The sequence below is a fragment of the Nocardioides sp. T5 genome, assembly GCF_048161455.1.
Classification (GTDB): domain Bacteria; phylum Actinomycetota; class Actinomycetes; order Propionibacteriales; family Nocardioidaceae; genus Nocardioides.
This window is the reverse complement of record NZ_CP182415.1, coordinates 3,083,747-3,108,710: the sequence shown is the minus strand read 5'-3', so window position 1 is coordinate 3,108,710 and position 24,964 is coordinate 3,083,747. Positions and strand designations below refer to the sequence as shown.

General features: G+C 73.0%; 30 protein-coding genes. 21 read left to right on the top strand and 9 right to left on the bottom strand.

Annotated features, from left to right (window positions below):
• Nucleotides 1–29: 29 nt before the first annotated feature.
• Complete coding sequence (locus tag ACNKF0_RS15175) at nt 30–1,649, top strand: ATP-binding protein (RefSeq protein WP_416953409.1); 1,620 nt, start codon at nt 30–32, stop codon at nt 1,647–1,649.
• Complete coding sequence (locus tag ACNKF0_RS15170; RefSeq protein ID WP_416953407.1) at nt 1,646–2,347, top strand: response regulator; 702 nt, start codon at nt 1,646–1,648, stop codon at nt 2,345–2,347. The genes ACNKF0_RS15175 and ACNKF0_RS15170 overlap by 4 nt, the downstream gene beginning before the upstream one ends.
• Before the next feature lie 14 nt (nt 2,348–2,361).
• Here the strand turns inward: ACNKF0_RS15170 and ACNKF0_RS15165 are convergent, their stop codons facing one another.
• Both ACNKF0_RS15165 and ACNKF0_RS15160 read right to left on the bottom strand, forming a co-directional pair.
• A complete protein-coding gene (locus ACNKF0_RS15165; protein ID WP_416953405.1) occupies nt 2,362–2,832 on the bottom strand; it encodes a hypothetical protein in 471 nt (156 codons plus the stop codon).
• Nucleotides 2,823–3,410: an RNA polymerase sigma factor gene (locus ACNKF0_RS15160; protein ID WP_416953403.1), complete on the bottom strand. Its 588-nt coding sequence runs from the start codon at nt 3,408–3,410 to the stop codon at nt 2,823–2,825. The genes ACNKF0_RS15165 and ACNKF0_RS15160 overlap by 10 nt, the downstream gene beginning before the upstream one ends.
• A gap of 151 nt (nt 3,411–3,561) precedes the next feature.
• Here ACNKF0_RS15160 and ACNKF0_RS15155 point away from each other — a divergent pair, with 151 nt between their 5' ends.
• Genes ACNKF0_RS15155 through ACNKF0_RS15115 form a run of 9 tightly spaced genes read left to right on the top strand, consistent with a single transcriptional unit; the run spans nt 3,562 to nt 8,458 of the window.
• Nucleotides 3,562–4,038 (top strand): Asp23/Gls24 family envelope stress response protein, encoded by a 477-nt coding sequence (locus tag ACNKF0_RS15155; RefSeq protein WP_416953401.1) that lies wholly within the window; start codon nt 3,562–3,564, stop codon nt 4,036–4,038.
• On the top strand, nt 4,028–4,336 hold the full coding sequence (locus ACNKF0_RS15150; protein WP_416953399.1) for a hypothetical protein: 309 nt from the start codon (nt 4,028–4,030) through the stop codon (nt 4,334–4,336). Before ACNKF0_RS15155 ends, ACNKF0_RS15150 begins: the two co-directional genes overlap by 11 nt.
• Complete coding sequence (locus ACNKF0_RS15145) at nt 4,333–4,731, top strand: hypothetical protein (RefSeq protein ID WP_416953397.1); 399 nt, start codon at nt 4,333–4,335, stop codon at nt 4,729–4,731. The genes ACNKF0_RS15150 and ACNKF0_RS15145 overlap by 4 nt, the downstream gene beginning before the upstream one ends.
• Nucleotides 4,728–4,904 (top strand): DUF2273 domain-containing protein, encoded by a 177-nt coding sequence (locus ACNKF0_RS15140; RefSeq protein WP_416953395.1) that lies wholly within the window; start codon nt 4,728–4,730, stop codon nt 4,902–4,904. The genes ACNKF0_RS15145 and ACNKF0_RS15140 overlap by 4 nt, the downstream gene beginning before the upstream one ends.
• The gene (locus tag ACNKF0_RS15135) at nt 4,897–5,262 is read left to right on the top strand and encodes an Asp23/Gls24 family envelope stress response protein (RefSeq protein ID WP_416953393.1); all 366 of its coding nucleotides are present in this window, start codon (nt 4,897–4,899) and stop codon (nt 5,260–5,262) included. Before ACNKF0_RS15140 ends, ACNKF0_RS15135 begins: the two co-directional genes overlap by 8 nt.
• Nucleotides 5,259–5,813, top strand: a complete 555-nt coding sequence (locus ACNKF0_RS15130; RefSeq protein ID WP_416953391.1) for a hypothetical protein — start codon at nt 5,259–5,261, stop codon at nt 5,811–5,813. The genes ACNKF0_RS15135 and ACNKF0_RS15130 overlap by 4 nt, the downstream gene beginning before the upstream one ends.
• Nucleotides 5,810–6,466: a hypothetical protein gene (locus tag ACNKF0_RS15125; protein WP_416953389.1), complete on the top strand. Its 657-nt coding sequence runs from the start codon at nt 5,810–5,812 to the stop codon at nt 6,464–6,466. The genes ACNKF0_RS15130 and ACNKF0_RS15125 overlap by 4 nt, the downstream gene beginning before the upstream one ends.
• Nucleotides 6,463–7,974 (top strand): DNA-3-methyladenine glycosylase 2 family protein, encoded by a 1,512-nt coding sequence (locus ACNKF0_RS15120; protein ID WP_416953387.1) that lies wholly within the window; start codon nt 6,463–6,465, stop codon nt 7,972–7,974. The genes ACNKF0_RS15125 and ACNKF0_RS15120 overlap by 4 nt, the downstream gene beginning before the upstream one ends.
• A 1-nt stretch (nt 7,975) precedes the next feature.
• Nucleotides 7,976–8,458, top strand: a complete 483-nt coding sequence (locus ACNKF0_RS15115) for a methylated-DNA--[protein]-cysteine S-methyltransferase (protein WP_416953385.1) — start codon at nt 7,976–7,978, stop codon at nt 8,456–8,458.
• A 3-nt stretch (nt 8,459–8,461) separates the two neighbouring features.
• Here the strand turns inward: ACNKF0_RS15115 and ACNKF0_RS15110 are convergent, their stop codons facing one another.
• Complete coding sequence (locus tag ACNKF0_RS15110) at nt 8,462–9,043, bottom strand: TIGR03086 family metal-binding protein (protein WP_416953383.1); 582 nt, start codon at nt 9,041–9,043, stop codon at nt 8,462–8,464.
• Nucleotides 9,044–9,199: 156 nt separating this feature from the next.
• A complete protein-coding gene (locus ACNKF0_RS15105; RefSeq protein WP_090972091.1) occupies nt 9,200–9,922 on the bottom strand; it encodes an IclR family transcriptional regulator in 723 nt (240 codons plus the stop codon).
• Between the two features lie 84 nt (nt 9,923–10,006).
• On the opposite strand from ACNKF0_RS15105, the gene leuC reads away from it, so the two are divergent.
• The 3 genes from leuC (at nt 10,007) to ACNKF0_RS15090 (ending at nt 12,871) form a co-directional block, all read left to right on the top strand.
• Entirely contained in the window at nt 10,007–11,419 is a 1,413-nt protein-coding gene (leuC, locus tag ACNKF0_RS15100; protein ID WP_416953381.1) for a 3-isopropylmalate dehydratase large subunit, read from the top strand.
• A gap of 50 nt (nt 11,420–11,469) precedes the next feature.
• Nucleotides 11,470–12,069, top strand: a complete 600-nt coding sequence (leuD, locus tag ACNKF0_RS15095) for a 3-isopropylmalate dehydratase small subunit (RefSeq protein ID WP_416953379.1) — start codon at nt 11,470–11,472, stop codon at nt 12,067–12,069.
• 115 nt (nt 12,070–12,184) lie between these two features.
• Nucleotides 12,185–12,871, top strand: a complete 687-nt coding sequence (locus ACNKF0_RS15090; RefSeq protein ID WP_416953377.1) for an HU family DNA-binding protein — start codon at nt 12,185–12,187, stop codon at nt 12,869–12,871.
• 48 nt (nt 12,872–12,919) lie between these two features.
• Here ACNKF0_RS15090 and cofC read toward each other — a convergent pair whose 3' ends face one another.
• The gene (gene cofC / locus ACNKF0_RS15085) at nt 12,920–13,582 is read right to left on the bottom strand and encodes a 2-phospho-L-lactate guanylyltransferase (RefSeq protein WP_416953375.1); all 663 of its coding nucleotides are present in this window, start codon (nt 13,580–13,582) and stop codon (nt 12,920–12,922) included.
• A 132-nt stretch (nt 13,583–13,714) separates the two neighbouring features.
• Here cofC and ACNKF0_RS15080 point away from each other — a divergent pair, with 132 nt between their 5' ends.
• The gene (locus tag ACNKF0_RS15080; protein WP_299924445.1) at nt 13,715–14,506 is read left to right on the top strand and encodes a lysophospholipid acyltransferase family protein; all 792 of its coding nucleotides are present in this window, start codon (nt 13,715–13,717) and stop codon (nt 14,504–14,506) included.
• A complete protein-coding gene (locus ACNKF0_RS15075; RefSeq protein ID WP_416953373.1) occupies nt 14,503–15,504 on the top strand; it encodes an NAD(P)H-dependent glycerol-3-phosphate dehydrogenase in 1,002 nt (333 codons plus the stop codon). The genes ACNKF0_RS15080 and ACNKF0_RS15075 overlap by 4 nt, the downstream gene beginning before the upstream one ends.
• A 210-nt stretch (nt 15,505–15,714) precedes the next feature.
• On the opposite strand, the gene ACNKF0_RS15070 is transcribed toward ACNKF0_RS15075, so the two are convergent.
• Nucleotides 15,715–16,800 (bottom strand): trans-sulfuration enzyme family protein, encoded by a 1,086-nt coding sequence (locus ACNKF0_RS15070; protein WP_299924439.1) that lies wholly within the window; start codon nt 16,798–16,800, stop codon nt 15,715–15,717.
• A gap of 32 nt (nt 16,801–16,832) precedes the next feature.
• Between ACNKF0_RS15070 and ACNKF0_RS15065 the strand changes: the two genes are divergently transcribed.
• Complete coding sequence (locus ACNKF0_RS15065; RefSeq protein ID WP_416953371.1) at nt 16,833–17,990, top strand: D-alanine--D-alanine ligase family protein; 1,158 nt, start codon at nt 16,833–16,835, stop codon at nt 17,988–17,990.
• Nucleotides 17,991–17,993: 3 nt separating this feature from the next.
• Here the strand turns inward: ACNKF0_RS15065 and ACNKF0_RS15060 are convergent, their stop codons facing one another.
• Nucleotides 17,994–18,503, bottom strand: coding sequence for a DUF3515 domain-containing protein (locus tag ACNKF0_RS15060; protein ID WP_416953369.1), 510 nt, complete (start codon nt 18,501–18,503; stop codon nt 17,994–17,996).
• A gap of 14 nt (nt 18,504–18,517) precedes the next feature.
• Entirely contained in the window at nt 18,518–18,754 is a 237-nt protein-coding gene (locus tag ACNKF0_RS15055; protein WP_090972075.1) for an Lrp/AsnC family transcriptional regulator, read from the bottom strand.
• 117 nt (nt 18,755–18,871) lie between these two features.
• Here ACNKF0_RS15055 and ACNKF0_RS15050 point away from each other — a divergent pair, with 117 nt between their 5' ends.
• Entirely contained in the window at nt 18,872–19,834 is a 963-nt protein-coding gene (locus tag ACNKF0_RS15050; protein WP_416953367.1) for a thiamine-phosphate kinase, read from the top strand.
• A gap of 175 nt (nt 19,835–20,009) precedes the next feature.
• Here ACNKF0_RS15050 and rpmB read toward each other — a convergent pair whose 3' ends face one another.
• A complete protein-coding gene (rpmB, locus tag ACNKF0_RS15045) occupies nt 20,010–20,195 on the bottom strand; it encodes a 50S ribosomal protein L28 (RefSeq protein ID WP_056602600.1) in 186 nt (61 codons plus the stop codon).
• A 221-nt stretch (nt 20,196–20,416) separates the two neighbouring features.
• Here rpmB and ACNKF0_RS15040 point away from each other — a divergent pair, with 221 nt between their 5' ends.
• The 3 genes from ACNKF0_RS15040 to rsmD all read left to right on the top strand — a co-directional run bounded on the left by ACNKF0_RS15040 (nt 20,417) and on the right by rsmD (nt 24,910).
• Entirely contained in the window at nt 20,417–22,054 is a 1,638-nt protein-coding gene (locus ACNKF0_RS15040; protein ID WP_416953364.1) for a DAK2 domain-containing protein, read from the top strand.
• A 17-nt stretch (nt 22,055–22,071) separates the two neighbouring features.
• On the top strand, nt 22,072–24,279 hold the full coding sequence (locus tag ACNKF0_RS15035) for an ATP-dependent DNA helicase RecG (protein ID WP_416953362.1): 2,208 nt from the start codon (nt 22,072–22,074) through the stop codon (nt 24,277–24,279).
• Between the two features lie 61 nt (nt 24,280–24,340).
• Nucleotides 24,341–24,910, top strand: coding sequence for a 16S rRNA (guanine(966)-N(2))-methyltransferase RsmD (gene rsmD / locus ACNKF0_RS15030; RefSeq protein ID WP_416953360.1), 570 nt, complete (start codon nt 24,341–24,343; stop codon nt 24,908–24,910).
• Nucleotides 24,911–24,964 lie beyond the last annotated feature (54 nt).

The window sequence follows — 24,964 nt, the reverse complement described above, 5'->3', positions numbered from 1 at the left end:
GCTTGGGTAAGCAATGGAGGTTGTGGAACTTGTGGTCACGCTCGCGCTGGTGGCCGGCGACCCTCGCCGGGCAGTTCCTGGTGCTGCAGCTCACGGTGCTGCTCCTCGTGGTCGCCGTGGCCAGCGTCGTGTCGGTGCAGCAGAGCGACGCCGACTTCCGTGACACCCGCGGTGCCCGGCTGCGCGCGGCGGCCGAGTCGATGGCCAACATCGAGCCGGTGCGCGACCCGTTCCTGGAGGGCCTCGTCGAGCGCCGGCGGGCCTCCCTGACGTCGTACACCCAGCAGGTGCGCACCAGGGTCCAGGCCAGCGGTGTCTACCTCACCGACCCGGACGGCGTCGTCCTGGTCAGCAGCGACTTCGGCGGCCGCGAGCGACGGATCGACCTCGACGACAGCACGGTGCAGCAGCTGCGCACGTGGACCGGTGACGTCGACGACTTCGGCACCCCGTCGATCGCCGCGCAGGTGCCGATCATCGACGACGAGGGTGAGCTCGTCGGCATCGCGATGGTGGCCGAGGAGTACCCCACGTGGGGCGAACGGGCCCGCAGCGTGCTTCCGGACCTGCTGACCTTCGCGGGTCTCGGTCTCAGCCTCGGTGTCGCCGGCGCGTTCCTGCTCTCGCGCCTGATCCGGCGGCGTACGCGCGGCCTCGAGCCGGCCGCCATCGCCGCCCTCGCCGACCAGCGCGAGGCACTGCTGCACTCGATCCGCGAGGGGGTGGTCGCCGTGTCGGACGACGGCACCGTCACCGTGCTCAGCGACAGCGCCCGCGAGCTGATCGGGCTCGACGGTGAGGTCGAGGGCCGGCGCATCGACGACCTGGACCTGGATCCCGCCGTGCGGGACCTGCTGGCCGACGGCGCCGAGATCCGCGACCACGTCGTGGTGCTGGGGGAGCGGGTGCTGGTCGTGAACCGCAACCCGGTCGTCGAGGGCGGGCGCCGGGTCGCCTCGGTCACCACGCTGCGCGACCGCACCGAGCTGCTCGCGCTCCAGAGCGAGCTCAGCGCACGCGAGTCGATCACCAACACGTTGCGTGCCCAGACGCACGAGTTCCACAACCAGCTCCACACGATCTCCGGGCTGGTGCAGCTGGGGGAGTACGACGAGGTGTCGCGCCTCGTCGGCACCCTGAGCCGGCGTCGCCGCGACATCTTCGACGCCGTGACGGCGCACGTCGAGGACCCCGCCGTGGCCGCGCTCCTCATCGCCAAGACCAGTCTCGCCGCGGAGCGCGGGGTCGGCCTGGTCATGGCCCCCGACAGCGACCTGCCCCGCCTCGACCCGGAGGCGTCCACCGACGTCGGCACGGTGCTGGGCAACCTCGTCGACAACGCCGTCGACGCCTCCGTGTCGGTCGGCGGCGCGACGGTCGAGGTCGACGTGCGCCTCGACGGGGACGTCGTACGCCTTGCCGTCGCCGACACCGGGCCCGGTGTGCCGCCCGAGATGGTCGGGGAGATCTTCCGTCGGGGCTGGAGCACGAAGGCGTCGACCGTGGAGGGTCGGGGTGTCGGGCTCGCGCTGGTGCAGGTGGTCTGCGAGCGTCGGGGCGGCGCCGTCACCGTCCACCCCGGCCCGGACGGCTCGGGCGCGGTGTTCGAGGCGCAGCTGCCGGGTGCGGAAGTGGGAGTGCAGGCATGACGGTTCCGGCTGGGGCACTGGGCGTGCTCGTCGTCGACGACGACTTCATGGTCGCGCGCATCCACACCCAGTTCGTGGAGCGGACCGAGGGTTTCGTGGTGGTCGGGGTCGCCAGCAGTGGCCAGGCCGCGCTCGACGACACCGCTCGCCTGCGCCCCGACCTCCTGCTGCTCGACGTGCACCTTCCCGACATGACCGGCATCGACGTGCTGCGGCGCCTGCGTGCGGCCGGTGACGACGTGGGGGTGCTGATGGTCACCGCGGCCCGTGAGGCCGACACCGTCCGGGCGGCCGCGTCCGGCGGGGCGGTGCACTACCTCGTCAAGCCGTTCGACTACGCGGACCTGCAGGTGCGCCTCGAGTCGTTCCGCGCCGCCCAGCTCGCCCTCTCCGGCACGGGCGCGCCCGGCCAGGACGACATCGACGCGGTGTTCGGGGCGGCCGCTGCCGCGCCGGCGACGGCCGTGAGCCTGCCGAAGGGGCTCAGCCCGGAGACCGCCGAGGCCGTGCACGACGCGCTGCGCGGCGCCGGCGAGCTCTCCGCGGCGGAGTGCGCCGACCTCGTCGGCATCTCCCGCGTGTCCGCACGCCGCTACCTCGAGCACTTCGTCGCCCGCGGCGTCGTCGTCGTACGGCTGCAGTACGGCGGAGCCGGGCGCCCCGAGCGTCGCTACCGGCCGGCCGGCCAGCCGCAGTGAGGTGCGGCGGGGCCTCAGGACAGGCGTACGTCGCCGACGACGACGTCGGTCACGGCCACGTCGACCGGCGCCCGGGTGCCGGGGCCCAGCAGGTCGGACACGATCACCTCGACCAGCGCACGCACCTGCTCGACCGCGACCGGCAGCTCGGTGCCGTAGGCGCAGACGAGGTCGATCTCGACGCGCGCCAGGCGTTCGTCGTCACCGACGGTCAGGTCGATGCGCTCCGGTGTCGCGTCCGCACTGCGTCCCAGCGCCTCGCGCAGCCGGGAGCGCACGACGCGCGAGGCGACGTAGGTGCGCGAGCCGTGCTCGTCCTGGTCGGTGGTGCCGTCGGCAGCGACCACGACGACGGGCCGCGACGGAGTCACGGTCGCGTGGATGCGTCGCTTGACCGAGCGCGACACCGACTCCCAGTCCTCCGGCTCCTCCGCCCGAGCAGCGGCCGCCGCCCGCTCGAGGGGGCCGGTCTGACTCAACGCCATCGTGCCATCCTCTCTGCCAGCTGTCGGCGGCGGCGGTGCAGGTGGCCCCGCACGCTGCCGACCGTCGTCCCCATGGTCCGTGCGATCTCCTCGTACCCCAGGCCCTCGACCTCACGCAGCAGCCAGGCCGCGCGCTGGTTCCACGGTAGTTCGTCGAGCGCTCGCTGCAAGGCCTCGAGCAGCTCGGCGTCCAGCACGTCCTGCAGCGGGTTGTCGCCGGACGCCTCGATCACGCGCGAGATGAGCTCGTCGTCGATCGGCGTCGGGCGCCGGTGCCGCTGCAGGTCCACGGCCCGTCGGTGCACCAGCCGGAACAGCCACGTCCGGATCGACGACTCGCCGCGGAACGTGTCGAGGCTGCGCCACGCCGAGATGAACGCCTCCTGCACCACCTCGCCCGCGTCGGCCTCGCTCCCGCCCACCAGCCGTCGGGCGTAGCGCAGCATCGACGGTCCGTGCCGGTCGACCAGTGCGCCGAACGCGTCGTCGTCCCCGAGCCGGGCCGCGCGCACCAGTGCCGCGTCGGAGGCGACCCCCATGTCGTCCTGCGCGACGACGGGGGAGCGGTCGGTGGGCACGCGGGGAGTCTGCCCGGCCCCAACCTTTGTCCAAGGCTGGGGCCGCGTGACGGGGCTCACACCATCTCAGGCGTGACGACGAGCGAACTCGACACGACCAACCCGTGTCCCGATCCACCGCGGAACGGGAACACGTACGAACGGAGAGACCATGACCGAGAAGCAGACGCCCACCACGCCGGCCACGACGACGTCCGTCGCGACGACCGGCACCGGCACCGGCACCGGAGCGCTCGTGAGCGAGCAGGGCAAGACCTCGATCGCCGACACCGTCGTCTCCAAGATCGCCGGCATCGCCGCCCGTGAGATCAGCGGTGTCCACGACCTCGGTGGCGGCACCGCCCGTGCCGTGGGCGCCCTCCGCGAGCGCATCCCGGGCTCGCGCACCAACCTGAGCCAGGGCGTGGCCGTCGAGGTGGGCGAGCACCAGGCTGCCGTCGACCTCGACATCGTCGCGGAGTACGGCGTCGCGATCGCCGACCTCGCCGCGGCCATCCGGCGCAACGTCGTCGACCAGGTCGAGCGGATGACCGGCCTGGAGGTGACCGAGGTCAACATCACCGTCCACGACGTCTTCCTGGAGGGCGACGAGCCGGACGAGGAGCCGGCAACCACGCGTGTCCAGTGAGCTGACCCCTGCCGAGCTGGCCGACCGGGTGGCGAGTGCCGTCCTGGCCGTCCCGGGGGTCCACGACCTCCACGGAGGTGTGCTCGGCGAGGTCGCGACCTACCTGCCGGGACGCCGCGTGACCGGCGTACGCCTGCGCGACGGGGACACCCAGGTCCACCTGGTCCTGTCGTGGGGCGCGCCGATCACCGCGACGACCGACGAGGTGCGGTCGCGCGTGGCGGAGATCGTCCCGGGCACCGTGCACGTGGCGGTGGAGGACATCGCCGCCCCAGGTGCCGGCCCGGGGACCCCATGACCAGCAGCGCCGACCGGACGGTCCGCGAGCGACGCGCCGCGAGGCGTGCTGCGCTGCGGGCCGTCCACCCCGACCTGGGCGGTGACACCGAGGCGTTCATCGACGTGATGCGCGCCTTCGAGCAGTCCCATCCCGCCGGGGTGGGAGCAGGGTCGGGGACGACGCCGGAGACGGCTACGGGGGTGGCCCCCGGCGTCGGCGCTGCTGCGGCGGGCCCGGGCGCGGGGTGCGCCCGGCCCGCCACCAGCACGGTCACCGTCACCACCACCTTGCGCTCACGCACGTCGCGCCGGGCCCGCCGGGCCCGCCGCCGGCTGCGCGCCCTCGCCGGGCGTCACCGCCCGGCGTCGTGGCCCGCGCGCCACTACACGTACCTGTCAGAGGAGCGAGCATGACCACGTCCACCCTGGGCCTCATCGCAGGCCTGCTGCTGACCATCGCCATCACGACGGGCGGCCTGACCGGGCTGCTCCTGGCACTCGTGCTCGGGACCGTCGGCTACCTCGTGGGCGGTCACGTCGACGGGGAGGTCGACGTCCGCTCGATGCTGCGGGGGCGTCGTGGGTGAGCTGACCGAGGTGCGGGACGCGGCTGCCGTCGAGTCCCGCGGCAGCCTCAACGTGCGGGCCCAGGCCCTCCAGCACATCGTCGAGTCGGTGGCGCTGGAGGTGCCGGGCGTGCACCTGGTCGACGGCGGCCTGGCCGGGGTGCGTCCCGGCAGCCCGCGGGCGTCGGTGCGCGTGCGCGGCACCAGCGCCCGCGTCCAGATCGAGGTCGCCTGTCGGTGGCCGGCTCCCGTGAGCCGCATCGCCGCCGACGTACGGCGCCACGTGCTGGACCGTGCGTCCGAGCTGAGCGGGGTCCGGCTGGCCTCGGTGGACGTCACCGTCGAGCTCGCCGGCACCGATGAGAGGAGAGCGTCATGAGCAGCCGCACCGATCGCGTCCTGGCGCGACCACCCGTCTCCCGCCACCGTGCCGTGGCTGTCGGTGTCGTCGTGGCACTCGCCCTCGTCGGCGTGGCCGTCATCGCCGTGCGCGACCTCGCCGTCACCCAGGGCTGGGCCGCCGGCGAGCCCTGGCTGGACGCCGGCGTGCGCGGCCTCGACGGCCTCGAGCCGACCGCCGGTGTGCTGGCGGTCGCGACGGCCGTCGGCGTCCTCGGCCTGCTGCTGGTCCTCGCCGGGCTGCTGCCCGCCCGGCGGCGCCACGTGCCGGCCGCAGGGGCCGAGCACCTCTGGTCGACCCCGGCGGCCGTCGCCGAGGTCACCCGCGGCGCGGTGGACCGGTCCCAGGGCGTCGTCGCGGCCCGGGTGGCCCGCGCCTCGCGTGGCCGCGTCGCGCTCGACGTCGTCACCCACGACGGGAGCTCCGGCGCCCCCGCCGTCGAGACGGCGCGTGAACTCGGAAGCGCTGCCGGCACTGCGCTCGGCGCCCGCCGTGTCGACGTACGAACCGTCCAGGAGGAGATCGCATGACCACCCGCCGCACCCGTGGCACCGACCGCTCCGTCACCGTCCTGCTCGGCCTGGTCCTGCTGGCCGTCGCGGTGCTGGCGTGGGAGTGGCGCCTGGACCTCACCGGTCGGCTCGGCGGCACCCTGCAGACGTCGGACGCCGACCCGGTGCTCGACAGCGCCTGGTGGCCCTGGGCCTGGGCGGCCGCGGGCATCGCCCTCGGCCTCGTCGGCCTGGCCTGGCTGTCCTCGCACCGCCCGCGGCTCACCCGCGGCACCAGTCGGCTCGCCGGGAGCGACCCGAGCGGACGGCTCGAGGTCGACCGGTCCTCGCTCGCCTCCACCCTGGCCGGGCGTTGGAGCGACCTGGCCCCGGTGACCGGTGCGCGCGGTCGCGTGCTCCCGGACGCGCCCGAGGTCCTCGAGCTGTCCGCGCACGTGGAGGTGGAGGCCGAGGCCGACGCCCTCGTCCAGGCGGCCGGCCAGCTCGAGCGCGAGGTGGCGGAGGCCTTCCCCGACGACGCCGTCCGCGTGCGGTTCCTGCTCCAGGGCCCGGCGCGCCAGCCGCGCACCCGGCGTACGACCGAGATTGCCGTCCAGGAGGAGGAGCGGCCCACGGCGGTGTCCGATTTCCGCTGGTGCGGGGTGGTCGTGGGTGACAGGCTCGGGTCATGACACCGACCGGGCACCTCGACACCGAGGCCTGCTACCGCGCCGTCCGCAGCCGGGACCGCCGCTTCGACGGGGTCTTCTACACCGCGGTCCGCACCACCGGCATCTACTGCCGTCCCTCGTGCCCGGCGCGGACCCCCGCGCCGGGCAACGTCACGTTCCACCCGACTGCGGCGAGCGCGCACGCCGCCGGCTACCGCGCCTGCAAGCGCTGCCTGCCCGACGCGACGCCCGGCAGCCCGGAGTGGGACGTCGCCGCCGATGTCGCGGGTCGCGCGATGCGCCTGATCGCCGACGGCCTCGTCGACCGCGAGGGGGTCGACGGGCTGGCCCGCCGGGTCGGCTACACGCCGCGTCACCTGGGCCGGCTGCTGACCCAGGAGCTCGGTGCGGGACCGCTGGCCCTGGCACGGGCGCGTCGGGCGCAGAGCGCGCGGGTGCTCATCGAGACCACCGACCTGCCGCTCACCGACGTCGCCTTCGCGGCCGGCTTCGCCAGCGTCCGGCAGTTCAACGAGACGCTCCGCGAGATCTACGCGTCGTCGCCCAGCGAGCTGCGCGGTCGCCGGAGCGGCACCCGCAGCGCCGGCGCCGTCACCATGCGGCTCCCCGTCCGCACCCCCTTCGCCGGTGGCCGGGTGCTCGCCTTCCTCGCCTACCACCTCGTGCCGGGTGTCGAGGTCGCCGGACCCGGGTGGTACGCCCGGACGCTCGACCTGCCCCACGGCAGCGGCACCGTGCGGCTCGAGCTCGCCGACCTGTCCGTCACCGACCGCCCGGGCGGTGGGACCGGCTTCGTGACCGCCGAGTTCCGGCTCGAGGACCTGCGCGACACCGCGGCCGCGAGCGAGCGCGTACGCCGGCTGCTCGACGCCGACTGCGACCCGCGTGCCGTGGACGGCCACCTCGGGGCCGACCCGGTCCTGGGGCACCTCGTGGGGGCGACGCCCGGTCTCCGCGTGCCCGGTCAGGTGGACGGCGACGAGACGGCGATCCGCACGGTCATCGGCCAGCAGGTCAGCGTGACGGGCGCTCGCACCGTCGCCGGTCGGCTCGTCGCCGCGCACGGGCGGCCCCTCGAGTCGGACGTGCCGGGGCTGACGCACCTCTTCCCCGACGCCGCGTCGCTCGCGGCCGCCGACCCCGCCACCCTGCCGATGCCTCGCGCGCGGGGCCGGGCGCTGGTCGGGCTCGCCGCGGCGCTCGCCGAGGGGAGGGTGCTGCTCGACCGCGGCCCCGACCGCGACGACGTACGCCGCGCGCTGCTCGAGCTGCCCGGCATCGGGCCGTGGACGGCCGACTACGTGGCCATGCGGGCGCTCGGGCATCCCGACGTCTTCCTGCCCACGGACCTGGCAGTGCGCCGGCTCCTGGGTGAGCTGGCCACGTCCGGCAACGGCGAGCCGGACCCCGACCGGTGGAGGCCGTGGCGCTCCTATGCCCTGATGCACCTGTGGAACACCCTGATGCCCGACACCCCTGCGCCGTCCCGCGCCGATGAGGAGAACTGACATGTGGACCGTGATGCCCTCGCCCGTCGGCGACCTGCGCGTCGTCGAGCGCGACGGCTCGATCGTGGCGATCGAGTTCTCGCCGTTCCGGCAGCCGGTCGACGGACGCCCGCTCGGTGCGCGCTCCGACGACCTCCCGGTGCTCGTCGAGGCGGTGCGGCAGCTGACGGCGTACTTCGACCGTGAGCTCACCGACTTCGACCTGCCGCTGGCCCCGGCCGGCACCGACTTCCAGCGCCGGGTGTGGACCCAGCTCGGGCTGATCGGCTACGGCGAGACCGCGTCCTACGGCCAGATCGCCGGTCGCCTGGGCATGACCAACGCGGCCTCCCGCGCGGTCGGACTGGCCAACGGTCGCAACCCGATCCCCATCGTGGTGCCGTGCCACCGGGTCATCGGCGCCAACGGCACGCTGACCGGCTACGCCGGCGGGCTCGAGCGCAAGCAGCAGCTGCTCGAGCTGGAGCAGGACGCGCTCTTCTGATCGTCAGGCGGACCAGCGTGGGTCGCGGCCCGATCGGGCGAGCACCTGCTCGAAGGCCGTCGCCCCCGGGCCCACTGGCACGGAGGGACCGAACAGCCCTGGCGTGCCGCTCTCGTCGAAGCCGCCGACGAACGCCATGCACGCCCCGGCAGTCGCGTCGTCGCAGTCGTAGGGCTGGCCTGTGGCCCGCGCCAGGTCCCAGCCGTGCAGGACGATCTCGTCGAGCGCGACCAGCCCGCCCACCTGGCCCGGCAGGTCGACGCCACCGGCGCGCGTCATGCCCTCCCACGCCTCCGGATTGCGCCAGGCCGCGGCCAGCGCCGGGACCTGCTCGGCGAGGGCGTCCCGCCAGCCGGGTTGGACCTCGGGCCACCCGGCCTCGCCAGGACTGGTGTCGGTGAGGGGACCGAAGTCCTTGTCCGCCGCGGCCCGGAAGGCGAGCGTCAGTCCCACGAGGTGCTGGACGAGCTGACCGACCGTACGTCCCTCGCAGGGGGTCGGCCCGTCGAGCTGGTCGTCGGTGACGTTGGCGGCGACGGCGGCCAGCCGCTCTCCCGCCGGTCCGAGGTCCACGAGGTCTGCCATGCGCCCACCCTGCCCGAGATCACCGACCCCGGGAAGGCGAGCGGGCACTTCCTGCCCGTCCTCGCCGTCGACCGGGCACTTCGTGCCCGTAGGCACCTCCTGACGGGCACGAAGTGCCCGGTCGGTGAGGCTGATGGGCAGGAAGTGCCCGGTCGGCTACTCCGAGGCGGCGCGGCGCAGCGACTCGGACAGCCGGTCGGCCGCGGCGAGCACGGCAGGTGCGTGCATCCGGCCGGGCTGGCGGGACAGTCGCTCGAGCGGTCCGGAGACCGACACCGCGGCGATGACCTTGCCGCCGGGGGAGCGGACGGGAGCCGAGACCGAGGCCACGCCCTGCTCGCGCTCGCCGACCGACTGCGACCAGCCGCGTCGGCGGATGCCGGACAGGGCGGTGGCGGAGAAGGCGGCGTTCTGCAGGCCGCGGTGCATCCGCTCGGGGTCCTCCCACGCGAGCAGGATCTGGGCGGCGGAACCGGCGTTCATCGTGAGCTGCGAACCGACCGGGATGGTGTCGCGCAGGCCGGACGGGCGTTCGGCGGCGGCCACGCACACGCGGTGCTCACCCTGGCGGCGCCACAGCTGCGCGGACTCGCCGGTGATGTCGCGAAGCCGGGCCAGCACGGGTCCGGCAGCGGCGAGCAGGCGGTCCTCGCCGGCAGCCGCCGACAGCTCGGCCAGCCGCGGTCCGAGGACGAACCGGCCCTGCATGTCGCGCGCGACGAGGCGGTGGTGCTCGAGGGCGACCGCGAGGCGGTGCGCGGTCGGCCGGGCCAGGCCGGTGCCCGCCACCAGGCCGGCCAGGGTGGCCGGTCCGGCCTCCAGTGCTGCGAGCACGAGCGCGGCCTTGTCGAGTACGCCGACGCCAGATCCGTTGTCCATATGCCGATATTCTCATCTCAGAGAGTGGGATGCAAGAGGTAGCGTCGTCCCACCGCACGCGGCAAAGGCAAAGGAGTTTGTGTCATGGGCAAGACCCTGTCCGAGAAGGTCTGGGACGAGCACGTCGTCCGGAGTGCCCCCGGGGAGCCCGACCTCCTCTTCATCGACCTCCACCTCCTCCACGAGGTGACCTCGCCGCAGGCCTTCGACGGCCTCCGCCTGGCGAACCGGTCCGTGCGCCGTCCCGACCTCACCCTGGCGACCGAGGACCACAACGTGCCCACCCTCGACTGGGACAAGCCGATCGCCGACCCGGTGAGCCGCACCCAGGTCGAGACGCTGCGCAAGAACTGCGCCGACTTCGGCGTCCGCCTGCACCCGCTGGGCGACGTCGAGCAGGGCATCGTCCACGTCGTCGGCCCGCAGCTGGGCCTCACGCAGCCGGGCATGACGATCGTGTGCGGTGACTCGCACACCTCCACGCACGGTGCGTTCGGTGCGATCGCCTTCGGCATCGGCACCTCCGAGGTCGAGCACGTGCTGGCCACGCAGACCCTGACGCAGGCGCGCCCGAAGACAATGGCCGTCACCGTCAACGGCAGCCTCCCCGACGGCGTCACCGCCAAGGACCTCGTCCTCACCCTGATCACACACACCGGCACCGGCGGCGGGCAGGGCTACATCGTCGAGTACCGCGGCCAGGCCATCGAGGAGCTCTCGATGGAGGGCCGGATGACGGTGTGCAACATGTCGATCGAGTGGGGGGCGAAGGCAGGACTGATCGCTCCCGACCAGACCACCTTCGACTACATCGAGGGCAAGCCGGAGGCGCCGAAGGGCGCCGACTGGGACGCCGCGGTCGCGCACTGGAAGACGCTGCGCACCGACGACGACGCCGTCTTCGACAAGGAGATCGAGCTCGACGCCTCCACGATGACGCCGTTCGTCACGTGGGGCACCAACCCCGGCCAGGGCGCGCCGCTCGGTGCGACGGTCCCGAGCCCCGACGACTTCGACGAGCCCAACGACAAGGTCGCGACCGAGAAGGCCCTGCAGTACATGGGTCTCGAGGCCGGCACGCCCCTGCGCGAGGTCAAGGTCGACACGGTGTTCGTCGGCTCCTGCACCAACGGTCGCATCGAGGACCTGCGCCTCGCGGCGTCGATCCTCGAGGGCCGCACCGTCGCCGCCGACACCCGCCTGCTCGTCGTGCCCGGCTCGGTCCGCGTACGCCTCCAGGCCGAGGCCGAGGGCCTCGACAAGGTCTTCATCGCCTCGGGTGCGGAGTGGCGCGGCGCCGGGTGCTCGATGTGCCTGGGCATGAACCCCGACCAGCTCGCACCGGGTGAGCGCAGTGCCTCGACGTCCAACCGCAACTTCGAGGGTCGGCAGGGCAAGGGCGGTCGTACGCACCTCGTCTCGGTGCCCGTCGCCGCCGCCACCGCCGTGCGCGGCACGCTCTCCTCGCCCGCCGACCTGCCCGCCCTCGCTGGTTGAGGAAGTCGCGCAGCGACTGTCTCGAAACCGTTCTGAACCAGGAGCTCCCGATGGACAAGTTCACCACCCACACCGGCGTCGGTGTGCCGCTCAAGCGCAGCAACGTCGACACCGACCAGATCATCCCGGCGGTCTACCTCAAGCGGGTGACGCGCACGGGCTTCGAGGACGGACTCTTCGCGGCCTGGCGCAACGATCCCGACTTCGTGCTCAACAACCCCGTGTACGCCGGTGGTTCCGTGCTCGTCGCAGGTCCCGACTTCGGCACCGGCAGCTCGCGCGAGCACGCGGTGTGGGCCCTGCAGAACTACGGCTTCCAGGCCGTCATCTCCTCGCGCTTCGCCGACATCTTCCGCGGCAACTCCGGCAAGGCCGGGCTCCTCGCGGCGCAGGTCGACGAGAAGGTCGTGCAGCGCCTGTGGGACTGGCTCGAGGACAACCCGGGTGGCGAGATCACCGTCGACCTGGAGAGCCGCACCGTCCGCGCGGGGCTGGGCGAGGGCGCCGTCGAGGACTCCTTCGACATCGACGACTACACGCGCTGGCGTCTCCTCGAGGGTCTCGACGACATCGGCATCACCCTGTCCCACGACGCCGACATCACCTCCTTCGAGGCGGGCCGACCGAGCTGGAAGCCCGTCACGGCCTGAAAAACCCCTACAAACAGGGGCTTTGGTGATTGTTCTCACCCTTCCATGTGCCTAGCGTGCCTTGAGAAGGTCGAGCACGAGCTCGGCGTCCGAGGTTCATTGGGAAGGGAAGCTAGTGAACAAGTCAGAGCTCATCGACGCGCTCGCCGCGCGTTACGAGGGGAACCGCAAGCAGGCGGCCCATGCACTGGAGTCCGTGCTCGACACCATCACCCGCGAGGTGGCCAAGGGCGAGAAGGTCGCGATCACCGGCTTCGGCTCGTTCGAGAAGGCCGTCCGCAACGCGCGCTGGGTCCGCAACCCGCAGACCGGCGAGCGGATGAAGTCGAAGAAGAAGGCCGTGCCGAAATTCTCCGCCGGCAAGGAGCTCAAGGACGTCATCTCGGGCGCGAAGAAGCTGCCGAAGCTGACCGCCGCGACGATGCCCAAGCCGCCCGGCGTCCGGGCTGCGGCCGCAGCGGTGACCGGCGCTGCCGCCAAGAAGTCCGCACCGGCCAGGTCGACTGCCTCCAAGGCGGCCGCACCGGCCAAGAAGACCGCGACGAAGACGGCCGGCACCGCCAAGAAGTCGACGGCCAAGAAGTCCACCACCGCGAGCACCGCCAAGAAGGCGCCCGCGAAGAAGACCGCCACCAAGGCCGCCAGCAAGTCGACCGCCAGCAAGTCGACGGCGAGCAAGAGCACGACCAGCAAGAGCACCGCAAGCAAGAGCACGGCCAGCAAGACGGCGGCCAAGAAGGCCCCGGCGAAGAAGGCGCCGGCCAAGAAGTCGACGGCGAAGAAGACCGCGAAGAAGTCCTGACGCAGCTCCTTCGCTGCAGTCCTGCTGCAGCCGCGTGACACGGGCGGGTCACCCCGAGTGGGTGGCCCGCCCCTCGCTTGCCCGCGTCGTGTGCGGACCGACCCCGGCGAGCAGGGCCGCGCCGAGGTCGTCGGGGTCGTCGACGTCCGTACGCACGCTGGTCGCGGTGGTGCCCACCTCGACGGCGCCGGCTGCCTCGTGCCGCGTCGCGGACGCGACACCGAACGACGGGTCGAACGCGTCTGCAGGAGCGGCGTACAAGGTGGTGCCCAGGCCTGTGTGGTCGCGCACGAAGGCGACCCGGCCGGCAGTGACCTGGTGGTGCACCTCGCCGAGCACCCCGGCGAGCTCGACGGGTCGCACGCCCGGCAGGTCGGCGCACAGCACCACGGGCACCGCGCCCGGCCAGCGCCGCGCGACCTCGGCGGCCGCCTGCACGAGCGTGGCGTTGAGGTCGTTGCTCACGCCGTCCGGGATCACCTCGCAGCCGAGGGTGCGCACGGACGCGGCGAGTCGGTGGTCGTCGGTGACGACGAGGACGGCGTCGACGCCCGGCGTCGCGGTGGCGGCCTGGACCGTGTCGAGCGCGAAGGCCTCGGCGAGGTCGCGTCGCTGGTCGTCGGGAAGACCGCTCAACCGCGACTTCCCGTAGGTGGGCGGCTTGACGGGTACGACGACCACGCAGCGCGCGGCCCGGGCATCGGCGGACATCGCGATGATTCTCCCACCCGGGACCAGCGTGCCGGTGGGGTCCCCGCACCCCGCCGACCGAGTAGCCTGCTCGCGACGCAGCGAGCGTCCGGGCCTGGCCCGCGAGCACAGCACGAGGGGAGGGGATGTCGGGTGCGCGTCAGGAAGCTCGAGCAGAAGCGCGGCTGGGCCATCACGGTCGCCGCGACGATCCTCAAGCCGACGCTGCTCAGCGCCACCTCCCGCACCTGGATCGACGGCGAGAAGATCCCGGCCACCGGCGGCTGCATCGTGGTGATCAACCACATCTCCCACGTCGACCCGTTGCTCTCCGCGCACTTCGTCTACGACCACGGCCGCCTGCCGCGCTACCTGGCGAAGTCCGGGCTCTTCGCCAACAAGTACCTCGGCGGCTTCCTGACCTCCGCGGGCCAGATCCCGGTCGAGCGGCTGAGCCGCAACGCGATCGGGGCGTACGACGCCGCGGTCAAGGCCATCGGCGACGGCGAGTGCATCATCGTCTACCCCGAGGGCACGCTGACGCGCGATCCCGGCCTGTGGCCGATGAAGGGCAAGACCGGCGCCGCCCGGCTCGCGCTCGCCACCGGCTGCCCGGTCATCCCGGTGGGCCAGTGGGGCGCGCACGAGGTGCTCCCGCCCTACACGAAGAAGCCGCACCTGGTCCCGCGCAAGAACATCGTGATGAAGGCGGGGGACCCGGTGCCGCTCGACGACCTCCTCGCGCTGCCGTCGTCGACCGAGCGGACGGCGCGAGCGACCGATCGCATCATGGACGCGATCACCGAGATCGTCGCCGACATCCGCCACGAGACACCGCCCACGCAGCGCTACGACCCCCGCAGCAGCGGCGTACGCGAGATCGGCAACCCGCACGACACCGCCCACGACGGGGCACACCGGACGAAGAGGAAGCGCACCCGATGACGAAGATTGCAGTGTTCAGCGCCGGGTCGTGGGGCACCGCGTTCTCGCTGGTGCTGGCCGACGCCGGCAACGACGTGTCCCTGTGGGCCCGCCGCGGGGAGGTCGTGGAGGCGATCAACGAGCGCCGCGAGAACACCGACTACCTCCCGGGCATCGAGCTCCCGCCGTCGATCTCCGCGTCCACCGATGCCGAGGAGGTCGCCGCCGACGCGGACGTCGTGGTGCTCACCGTGCCGTCCCAGAGCCTGCGCGAGAACCTCACCGCCTGGGCGCCGATCCTGCCCGAGAAGGCCACGCTCGTCTCGCTGATGAAGGGCGTCGAGCTCGGCTCGCTCATGCGGATGAGCGAGGTGATCCAGGAGGTCACCGATGCGTCGGCCGACCGGATCGCCGTCATCAGCGGGCCCAACCTGGCGCGCGAGATCGCCCGCCGGGAGCCGGCCGCGTCCGTCGTCGCCTGCGTCGACGAGGAGCGCGCCAAGCACCTCCAGGCCATCACGCACGGACCGTCGTGGCGGCCCTACACCTCGGTCGACGTGCTCGGCTGCGAGATCGGCGGCGCCTACAAGAACGTCGTCGGCCTCGCCGTCGGCATGGCCGTCGGGCTGGGGTTCGGCGACAACACCACCGCCTCGGTCATCACCCGCGGGCTCGCCGAGACCGCCCGCCTGGCCACCGCACAGGGCGCCAACCCGCTGACGCTGATGGGCCTCGCCGGCCTCGGCGACCTCGTCGCCACGTGCTCGTCGCCGCTGTCTCGCAACCGCACCTTCGGCGAGCGGCTCGGCCAGGGGATGACGACCGAGGAGATCTACGCCTCGACCCGCCAGGTGGCCGAGGGTGCCAAGTCCTGCAAGTCGCTGCTCGAGCTGGCCCGCCGCACCGGCGTCGACGCCCCGATCGCCGAGGCCGTCGACGCGGTCGTCGACGGCAAGATGACCGCGCACGACATGATGAACTCCTTCATCGCCCGCGACACCAAGCCCGAGCTGCACTGATGAGACGCCCAGCTCCGACCGAGGAACGAGGTCGGGGCGTGGGGGCGGCCAGATTGAGCAAGCGACGCGACTGAGGAACGAAGTCGCACGAGCGCGCCGAAATCCGGGCAGCCGAGAAGCAGCCTTTGCCAGCCGGGGGTTTCGAGACGGTCGCTGCGCGACCTCCTCAACCAGCGATGGGTCGGCGACCTCCTCGACCAGCGGTCGTCGCTACCCCACGCAGCCGTCGAGGGCGGCGCGGAGGTCGTCCCAGAGGTCCTCGACGTCCTCGATGCCGACGGAGAGCCGGACGAGGCCGTCGGGGATGGTGGCGGCCTCGGCCTTCCAGCGGCGGCGACGCTCGAGGCTCGACTCGACACCGCCGAGCGAGGTGGCGTGGATCCACAGCCGCGTCTTGCGGCTGAGCAGGTCGGCGGCCATCTCGCCCTGGGCCAGGACGATGCTGACGATCGCGCCGAAGCCGGGGTAGCGCACCTCCGACAGCGCCGGGTGCTCGCCGAGCCGGCGTACGAGCTCCTGGGCGTTGGCCTGCGCGCGCTCGACCCGCAGGTGGAGAGTGCGCAGCCCGCGCAGCGTCAGCCACGCCTCGAACGGACCCGGGATGGCGCCGACGAGGTCGCGGCGTCCCTTGAGCACGGCCCACAGGTCGTCGTCGCGGGTGATGATCGCGCCCATCTGTACGTCGGAGTGGCCGGCGAGGTACTTGGTCGCGGAGTGCACGACGAGGTCGACGTCGTCCTCGAGCGGACGCTGCAGCAGGGGAGTGGCGAAGGTGTTGTCGACGACGACGTAGGCGCCCGCCTCGTGAGCGGCCTTCGTGATCGTGGGGATGTCGGCGACCTCGAGGGCCGGGTTGGTGGGTGACTCCAGCCACACGAGCGCCGCGCCGTCGCACGCCGCGACGACCGCGTCGGTGTCGGTGATGTCGACCATCTCGGCCGTCAGCCGACCGCGCGACTCGAGGTCGGCGAGCTGCATGATCGTGCCGGTGTAGCCGTGCCGTGGCACGACGACCTTGCCCTCCGCGCCGACCAGGTCGAGCACCGTCGCGACGGCGGCCAGGCCCGAGGCGAAGGTCAGGCAACGGCCACCCTCGAGGGCGCCGAGCGCGTCCTCGAGCGCCGTCCAGGTCGGGTTGCCGTAGCGGCCGTACTCCACCTCGCCGCCGGCGACGTAGGTCGCGGCCATGGTGATCGGGGTGTTGAGCGGCGCGTCGGGGACCTTGTCCGGTCGGCCGGCCGTGACGGCGATCGTGCCGGGCCGGAGGGGGGAGCCGGAAGTCGTGTCTGCAGCCATGCGCGCCAGCGTAGGTGGATAGGGTCGAGGCGATGAACCACACCTCCCCTGACAAGACCGCCGACCCCGCCACAGACCCCACCAGCCGCAAGCCGCGCGTCGCCGTCGTCTTCGGGGGCCGCTCCTCCGAGCACGGCATCTCGTGCGTGACCGCGGGGAGCGTGCTGGCCGCGATCGACCGCGAGGCCTACGACGTCGTGCCCGTCGGGATCGCCGCCGACGGCCGGTGGGTGCTGGAGAGCGACGAGCCCACCCGGCTCGCGATCCGCGGCAACGACCTGCCGCAGGTCGACGCCGGCAGGTCGCCCGTGGCCCTGATGGGCGCCGCCACCGGCACCGACCTCGTCGTCGCCGAACCGGCCAGCGTCCCGTCGGTGATCGGCGAGGTCGACGTGGTCTTCCCGCTGCTCCACGGCCCGTGGGGCGAGGACGGCACCCTACAGGGGATGCTCGAGATGGCCGGCGTGCGCTACGTCGGCTCCGGGGTGCTCGCCTCCGCGATCGGGATGGACAAGGCCTACATGAAGGTCGTCCTGCAGGCCGCCGGCCTCCCGGTCACCCCCGGCATCGTCGTCACCCGCACGGAGCACGAGCTGGACGCGGTCGGCGTACGCGCCCGGGTCGAGGCGCTCGGGTTCCCCTCCTTCGCCAAGCCGGCGCGAGCCGGGTCGAGCATGGGGATCAGCAAGGTCCACGACGCCTCGGAGATCGACGAGGCCCTCGCGGAGGCGTTCCGCCACGACCCCAAGGTGCTGGTCGAGCAGTCGATGGAGGGCGCGCGCGAGGTCGAGTGCGGGGTGCTCGGCACGCTCGAGGGTCCGCCGGAGACCTCGCGACCCGGTGAGGTGCGCACCGGCGGCGACCACGAGTTCTACGACTTCGAGGCCAAGTACCTCGCCGACCAGCACACCGAGATCGACATCCCCGCCGACCTGCCGGCCGAGACCGAGCAGGAGCTGCGGGCGATGGCCGTGCGCGCCTTCGAGGCGCTGTCGTGCGAGGGTCTCGCACGCGTCGACTTCTTCGTGATGCCCGACGGGTCGCTGGTGATCAACGAGCTCAACACGATGCCGGGCTTCACCCCGACCTCGATGTACCCCCAGCTCTGGGCCGCCACCGGGATGTCGTACCCCGACCTGGTCGACCGGCTCGTCCAGCTCGCGCTGCGGCGTGACACCGGCCTGCGCTAAGCCCTACAGGCAGGAGAGCCCCTCGCCGAGGTGCTCCGTCAGCGCGGGCGCCAGCTCGGCGAGCGCCCGGTCGATCCCCTCGGTGCGGTAGTTTGCCGGCACCGAGACCTCGACGTAGGGCCGCAGGCTCAGGGCGATCGGGGTCGCGTCCTCCGACAGGTCGGCGAGCTGGTCGTCAGGGACCCACCAGCCGACGCCCTCGATGACGTTGCATTCGGCGGTCGGCTCGTAGTCGCCGGGCTCGGGGACCCCGCACGTGAGGACGTACGCCGGATCGCCCCAGGCCGCGCCCAGCGCGTCGGCCGGCTCGACCTCGCGCCGCTCGAGCCCCGCGAGGGTGTCGGGGAGGTCGGCGACCAGCGACTCGCACGCGGCCCGGTCGGCCCCCGAGAGGTCCGCCTCGTCGATGGTCGGGGTGCTGCTGCACCCCGCGACGACGAGCACGAGCAGGGCTGCCCCGGACGCGACGACGCCCCGGCCCGAGGACGGACCGAGGCGTCGACGCAGGTGCACGTGGGCCGGTCGGCTCAGATGTGGACGACCGGGCAGGTGAGCGTGCGGGTGATGCCGTCGAGGTTCTGCACCTTGGAGACGACGAGCTTGCCGAGCTCGTCGACGTTCTTGGCCTCGGCACGGACGATCACGTCGTAGGGACCGGTGACGTCCTCGGCGAGCGTGACGCCGTTGACCTGGGCGATCTCGCGGGCGACCTCCGCGGCCTTGCCGACGTCGGTCTGGATCAGGATGTAGGCCTGGACGACCATCGTGGACTCCTCGGTCTCGTTCATCGGGTGTGACCGGCACAACCTACCGCGCCGCGCACCGGCCCCGACAGGGGATGGGTGACAGTGGTCACGGCCCCCGTCTGGTGGGATGGGCCCATGGCACTTGCAGCGGACGCAACCCTCGGCGAGGCAGGCGAGTTCGGCCTGATCGCCGAGCTCATCGCCCAGTCGGGTGAGACCTTCGAGGGCGACGAGCACGTGCTCGTCGGACCCGGTGACGACGCCGCCGTGCTGCGCATCAAGCACGGCCACGTGGTGGTCTCCACCGACCTGATGGTCGAGGGCAGGCACTTCCGCCGGGACTGGGCCAGCGCCGACGACGTCGGCCACCGGGCGGCCGCCCAGAACCTGTCCGACGTCAACGCCATGGGCGGCACCGCGCGCCACCTGACGATCGGCCTCGCCGCTCCCGCCGACCTCCCGGTGGCCTGGGCGCTCGACTTCGCCCGCGGCTTCGCCGAGGAGTGCGCGAGCGTCGGTGCCACCGTCGTGGGCGGCGACGTCACCCGTGCCGACCAGGTGATGATCGCCGTCACCGTGCTGGGCCAGTGCAGCCAGGCGCCCGTCCTGCGCTCCGGCGCCCAGCCGGGCGACGTGCTCGCGCTCACCGGTCGGCAGGGATGGGCCGCAGGCGGTCTCGCGGTCCTCGGTCGCGGCTTCCGCTCCCCGCGCGTGCTCGTCGAGGCCTACCGCCGCCCGGAGCCGCCGTACGCCGCGGGCAAGCAGGCGGCCGAGGCGGGCGCGACCGCCCTCATCGACATCTCCGACGGCCTGCTCGCCGAGGCCGGCCACCTTGCGGAGGCCAGCGGCGTCGCCATCGACGTACGCAGCGGCGCGTTCGAGATCCCCGAGCCGCTCCAGGCGGTCGGCGCGGCGCTCGGTGCCGACCCGCTGCAGTTCATCCTCGGCGGCGGCGACGACCACGCCCTGCTGGCGACCTTCCCCGACGTGGCCTCGGTGCCGGCCGGCTGGCAGGTCGTCGGCGAGGTGACCGAGGGCGAGGGCATCACGGTCGACGGCGGGGCGTACGACGGCTCGACCGGGTGGACCCACTTCTGAGCCGACCTGGCGGGGGAGTCCGACACCTCGGGGGGGTGTGCAACCCCCTCCCAGTGGCGGACTCCCCGCATGAGCGGGGAGTCCCCGACGGAGCCGGGGACCCGAAAGAATTCGGAGGAACGACGAAGCCCCCGTCGCAACAGCGACGGGGGCTCTCGACGAAGAAGACGTCAGGTCAGCGCGAGACCTTGCCGGCCTTGAGGCAACCGGTGCAGACGTTGAGGCGCTTGGGCGTTCCGTTGACGGTCGCCCGGACGCGCTGGATGTTGGGGTTGAAACGACGCTTGGTGATCTTGCGCGACCAGGGACGGTTGTTTCCGAAGCCCGGCTTCTTGGCGCAGATGTCGCAGACGGCAGCCACCGTGCACTCCGATCCGTTCGAGGTTGATAGATGTTCACGAGGCCCGCACCCCGCAGGAAGCGGCAGCAGGCAACCGCGCAAGAGTAGCCGAGGACCTGCGGGGAGATGAAATCGCAGGGACCGTGGGTGCCGGGCACTACCCTGTGGCGCGCACCACATCGTACGACGAAGCAGCCGCACGACCCACTCCTCGAGCAGACACCCGGGAGCAGACCGACGCGATGGAGCACGTCACCCACGGCATCACGCTGGACGGCGTCGCGCGCTTCGTCGAGATCGCGACCGACGCGCTGTCCTCGGCCCGCGAGGAGATCGACGCCCTCAACGTCTACCCGGTGCCCGACGGCGACACCGGCACCAACATGTTCCTCACCGTGTCGGCCGCCCGCGACGCGCTGCGCGAGGCCCGGGCCGGGGATCCCGACCTCTCCCTCGGCGATGGCATGGCGGTGCTCGCCCGGGCGGCGCTCATGGGCGCGCGCGGCAACTCCGGGGTGATCCTCAGCCAGATGCTGCGTGCCTACGTGCACCACCTCGCGGGCGCCGCGATCGCCGACAAGCCGGCCGAGACGATCGCCGCGGCCATGGCCGAGGCGACCGAGGCCAGCTATGCCGCTGTGGGCACACCGGTCGAGGGCACGATCCTCACCGTGTCGCGCGCCGCCTCCGACGCGGCGCTGGAGGCGGCCGGTCGCGGGGCGCGCACCCGCGACGTCTTCACCGAGGCGGCAGCAGCCGCCCGGGCCGCCCTCGCCCGCACGCCCGAGCAGCTCGACGTGCTGGCCCACGCCGGGGTCGTCGACGCCGGCGGTCGTGGGCTGTGCGTCGTCCTCGACGCCGTGGAGACCACGGCGACCGGTCGGCGACCCACGCCCTGGTCGGCTCCGATCGGCACGCATCTCATCCCGGTGGCCACGACGGCCCCCGGTGACGACCTCACCGAGGACGGTCCGGGCTACGAGGTGATGTACCTGCTCGACGCCGGCGACGCGCAGGTCGCCGACCTCCGCGCGACCCTCGCCACGCTCGGGGACAGCCTGGTGGTGGTGGGCGGCGACGGCCTGTGGAACGTCCACGTGCACGTCGACGACGTCGGTGCCGCCATCGAGGCCGGGATCACCGCCGGGCGCCCGCACCGCATCCGCGTCACCCACTTCGCCGACCAGGTCGCCGGCCGGCGGCGGACCTCGACCCGCACGGGCCGCGGGGTGGTCGCGGTCGCGGCCGGGCCCGGACTGACGGCCCTCTTCGAGTCGGCGGGCGCGGTCGTGGTCACCGGGGGACCCGGGCGACGCCCCTCCACCGGCCAGCTGCTCGAGGCGATCGTCTCGTGCGGCGCAGCCGAGGTGGTGGTGCTGCCCAACGACGGCGACACCGTGCGCGCCGCCGAGATCGCAGCCCGGACGGCCGAGGCGGAGCACGACGTCGCCGTCGAGGTGATCCCGACCCAGGCACAGGTCCAGGGGCTGGCCGCGATCTCGGTCCACGAGCCCGGTCGCGCCTTCGACGCCGACGTGCGGGAGATGACCGCGACGGCCCGCCACGCCCGCCACGGCGCCGTGACAGTCGCCGCCAGGCGTGCCATCACGATGGCCGGTCCGTGCGAGCCGGGCGACGCGCTCGGCGTGATCGCCGGCGACTTCGCCGTCGTGGGAGCCGACCTCGAGACCGTGGCCGACGAGGTGCTCGAGCGGTTGCTCGCCGGCGGTGGCGAGCTGGTCACGATCGTCTCCGGCGAGGGCGGGGTCGAGCTCGCCGACCGCGTCGCCGCACGGGTGGAGCAACGACATCCGACTGTCGACGTCGCCGTCCACGACGGCGGCCAACCCCGCTACCCGTTGCTCGTCAGCGTCGAGTGACCGGCCAAGATCACCCCATGGTCGCGATCACCCCGGACAGCCCGATCGGCGCGGTGTTCGGCAACAGCCACAAGAAGCGCAAGCTCGCCGAGGAGGGCCTGGGCCTGACGACGGTCGGCGACCTGCTGCGCCACTTCCCGCGCCGCTACGTCGCCGCCGCCGAGCTGTCGGAGGTCGCCACGCCGGTCGTGGGCGAGCAGCTGACCATCGTGGGTGAGGTCCGGTCCTGCGAGAGCGCGCCGTTCACCAGCGGCAACCGCCGCCAGTTCCGGACGACGGTGCGCCTGCGCACCGACGGTCCCGACTTCTCGGTCACCCTGTTCAGCCCCTACGCCAACCAGGCCGAGCGCCACGAGGCGCAGTTCCGTCCGGGCAGCCGGGCGATCTTCACCGGCAAGGCGAAGCAGTTCCGGGGCAGCTGGCAGCTCGAGCAACCCCACGGCTTCGCCCTCGACGGTGACGAGGCGGTCTCGCTGAGCAAGCTCATCCCGATCTACCCCCTCACCGCCAAGCTCTACTCCTGGGACATCCAGAAGGTCGTCACGGCCGCGCTCGACCTCGTCGCCGGCGTGCCCGACCTGCTCACCCCCGAGCTGCGCGAGCGGTTCGGGGTGCTCGACGTGATGCAGGCGTTGCGCTGGATCCACGCCCCCGACGACTGGGCGCAGGTCGGGGCCGCCCAGAAGCGCTTCCGCTTTGAGGAGGCGCTGGTGCTCCAGCTCGTCCTCGCCCGGCGCCGGGCGGCCCACCGCGCGCAGGGCGCGCGGGCCCGCACCCTCCGCGACGACGGTCTGCTGGCGGCCTTCGACGCGCGGCTGCCGTTCGAGCTCACCGGTGGGCAGCGCGAGATCGGTGACCTGGTCGCCGAGGAGCTCGGCCGGGACCACCCGATGAACCGGCTGCTCCAGGGCGAGGTCGGTTCGGGCAAGACGCTGGTCGCCCTCCGCGCGATGCTGCAGGTCGTCGACTCCGGCGGGCAGGCCGCGCTGCTCGCCCCCACCGAGGTGCTCGCCCAGCAGCACCACCGCTCGATCTCCGCGATGCTCGGTGACCTCGCCCAGGGAGGCATGCTCGGCGGTGACGCCGACGCGACCCAGGTCGTGCTGCTCACCGGGTCGATGGGCAAGGCGGCCCGCCAGGAGGCGATGCTGCGCATCGTCACCGGCGAGGCCGGCATCGTGATCGGCACCCACGCCCTCCTCGAGGACAAGGTGCAGTTCGCCGACCTGGGCCTGGTCGTCGTCGACGAGCAGCACCGCTTCGGCGTCGAGCAGCGAGCAGCACTCACCGACAAGGCCGGTACGCCGCCGCACGTGCTCGTGATGACCGCGACCCCGATCCCGCGCACCGTGGCCATGACCGTCTTCGGCGACCTCGAGACCTCCGTCCTCACCGAGCTCCCGGCCGGCCGCGCGCCCATCCAGACCAACGTCGTCCCGCTGGCCGACCAGCCCTCGTGGATCGACCGGGTCTGGCAGCGGGTGCGCGAGGAGGTCGAGCAGGGCCACCAGGCCTACGTCGTGTGCCCCCGTATCTCCGGCGACGCCGGCGAGGAGGGCGAGACCGACCAGCTCGACTTCGACGAGGACGGCGCCGACATCACGCCCCGGCGTCCCCTCGCAGCGGTCGAGGACGTCCACGCCGAGCTGGCGGCGGGCCCCCTGGCCGGGGTCCGCACGGCCGTGCTGCACGGACGGATGGCACCTGACGACAAGGACCGCACGATGAGGGCCTTCGCGGCGGGCGAGGTCGACGTGCTCGTCTCGACCACGGTCATCGAGGTGGGGGTCGACGTCCACAACGCCACCGCGATGGTGCTCCTCGACGCCGACCGGTTCGGTGTCTCCCAGCTGCACCAGCTGCGCGGTCGGGTCGGTCGGGGCGGGCTGCCCGGACTGTGCCTGCTGGTGTCCCACGCCGACCTCGGCACCCCCGCCCGCGACCGCCTCGACGCCGTCGCCGCGACCACGGACGGCTTCGAGCTGAGCCGCGTCGACCTCGAGCAGCGTCGCGAGGGCGACGTGCTGGGCGCCCACCAGTCGGGGTTCAGGTCCGGCCTCGTCACACTTCGGGTATTGCGCGACGAGAAGACGATCGTCCGCGCCCGAAACGCCGCCGAGGCGTTACTCTCCGAGGATCCTGCGCTCGCAGGGGCGCCCGACCTGGCCGACGCGGTCGCCGAGGTGGAGCGTTCAGCGGCGTCGGCCTACCTGGACAAGGGCTGAGGCGAGGGCTGGAACAGAGGCCGGGACAAGGGCTGGACGGAGAAGGGCACAGCACGGGGACATGACTCGGATCATCGGGGGAACGGCGGGGGGCCGCCGACTGGAGACCCCGCGCGGACAGACGACCCGCCCCACGAGCGACCGGGTGCGCGAGGCCCTCTTCTCGGCCATCGAGTCGCGCACCGGCTCGCTCGACGGTTTGCGCTTCCTCGACCTCTACGCCGGATCTGGCGCGGTCGGGCTCGAGGCGTGGTCGCGCGGTGCGGGCGTCGTGACGATGGTCGAGCAGGACCGGCGCACGGCCGCCCTCATCACCCGCAACGCAGCCACCCTCGGCTTCTCCCGGGCCCGGGTGGTGGCGACCTCGGTCGCGACGTTCCTCGCCTCGCCGCCCGCCGCGCCCTACGACATCGTCTTCTCCGACCCGCCCTACCCGATGTCCGACGAGGACGTCGACGCCGACCTGGTCGCGCTGGTCGCCCACGGCTGGCTCGTGCCCGGCGCCCTGGTCGTCGTCGAGCGAGCGGCGAAGCGCACGGTCCTCACCTGGCCGCCCGGCACGGAGGCGGACCGCACGAAGCGCTACGGCGAGACCGCGCTTTGGTACGGTCACGCCACCCCGGCCTCCTGATCCCGAGACGGGACCAAGAGCCCCGCCCAGTCCCAGCTCGAAGGAAGGACGCCC

Coding starts and splice junctions, on each gene's coding strand:
- ACNKF0_RS15140 (WP_416953395.1), top strand. CDS start 4,728: ATGACCACGTCCACCCTGGGCCTCATCGCAGGCCTGCTGCTGACCATC.
- ACNKF0_RS15120 (WP_416953387.1), top strand. CDS start 6,463: ATGACACCGACCGGGCACCTCGACACCGAGGCCTGCTACCGCGCCGTC.
- leuC (WP_416953381.1), top strand. CDS start 10,007: ATGGGCAAGACCCTGTCCGAGAAGGTCTGGGACGAGCACGTCGTCCGG.
- ACNKF0_RS15155 (WP_416953401.1), top strand. CDS start 3,562: ATGACCGAGAAGCAGACGCCCACCACGCCGGCCACGACGACGTCCGTC.
- ACNKF0_RS15075 (WP_416953373.1), top strand. CDS start 14,503: ATGACGAAGATTGCAGTGTTCAGCGCCGGGTCGTGGGGCACCGCGTTC.
- rsmD (WP_416953360.1), top strand. CDS start 24,341: ATGACTCGGATCATCGGGGGAACGGCGGGGGGCCGCCGACTGGAGACC.
- ACNKF0_RS15055 (WP_090972075.1), bottom strand. CDS start 18,754: ATGGTCGTCCAGGCCTACATCCTGATCCAGACCGACGTCGGCAAGGCC.
- ACNKF0_RS15050 (WP_416953367.1), top strand. CDS start 18,872: ATGGCACTTGCAGCGGACGCAACCCTCGGCGAGGCAGGCGAGTTCGGC.
- ACNKF0_RS15040 (WP_416953364.1), top strand. CDS start 20,417: ATGGAGCACGTCACCCACGGCATCACGCTGGACGGCGTCGCGCGCTTC.
- ACNKF0_RS15115 (WP_416953385.1), top strand. CDS start 7,976: ATGTGGACCGTGATGCCCTCGCCCGTCGGCGACCTGCGCGTCGTCGAG.
- ACNKF0_RS15165 (WP_416953405.1), bottom strand. CDS start 2,832: ATGGCGTTGAGTCAGACCGGCCCCCTCGAGCGGGCGGCGGCCGCTGCT.
- leuD (WP_416953379.1), top strand. CDS start 11,470: ATGGACAAGTTCACCACCCACACCGGCGTCGGTGTGCCGCTCAAGCGC.
- ACNKF0_RS15170 (WP_416953407.1), top strand. CDS start 1,646: ATGACGGTTCCGGCTGGGGCACTGGGCGTGCTCGTCGTCGACGACGAC.
- ACNKF0_RS15125 (WP_416953389.1), top strand. CDS start 5,810: ATGACCACCCGCCGCACCCGTGGCACCGACCGCTCCGTCACCGTCCTG.
- cofC (WP_416953375.1), bottom strand. CDS start 13,582: ATGTCCGCCGATGCCCGGGCCGCGCGCTGCGTGGTCGTCGTACCCGTC.
- ACNKF0_RS15070 (WP_299924439.1), bottom strand. CDS start 16,800: ATGGCTGCAGACACGACTTCCGGCTCCCCCCTCCGGCCCGGCACGATC.
- ACNKF0_RS15105 (WP_090972091.1), bottom strand. CDS start 9,922: ATGGACAACGGATCTGGCGTCGGCGTACTCGACAAGGCCGCGCTCGTG.
- ACNKF0_RS15145 (WP_416953397.1), top strand. CDS start 4,333: ATGACCAGCAGCGCCGACCGGACGGTCCGCGAGCGACGCGCCGCGAGG.
- ACNKF0_RS15035 (WP_416953362.1), top strand. CDS start 22,072: ATGGTCGCGATCACCCCGGACAGCCCGATCGGCGCGGTGTTCGGCAAC.
- ACNKF0_RS15110 (WP_416953383.1), bottom strand. CDS start 9,043: ATGGCAGACCTCGTGGACCTCGGACCGGCGGGAGAGCGGCTGGCCGCC.
- ACNKF0_RS15130 (WP_416953391.1), top strand. CDS start 5,259: ATGAGCAGCCGCACCGATCGCGTCCTGGCGCGACCACCCGTCTCCCGC.
- ACNKF0_RS15065 (WP_416953371.1), top strand. CDS start 16,833: ATGAACCACACCTCCCCTGACAAGACCGCCGACCCCGCCACAGACCCC.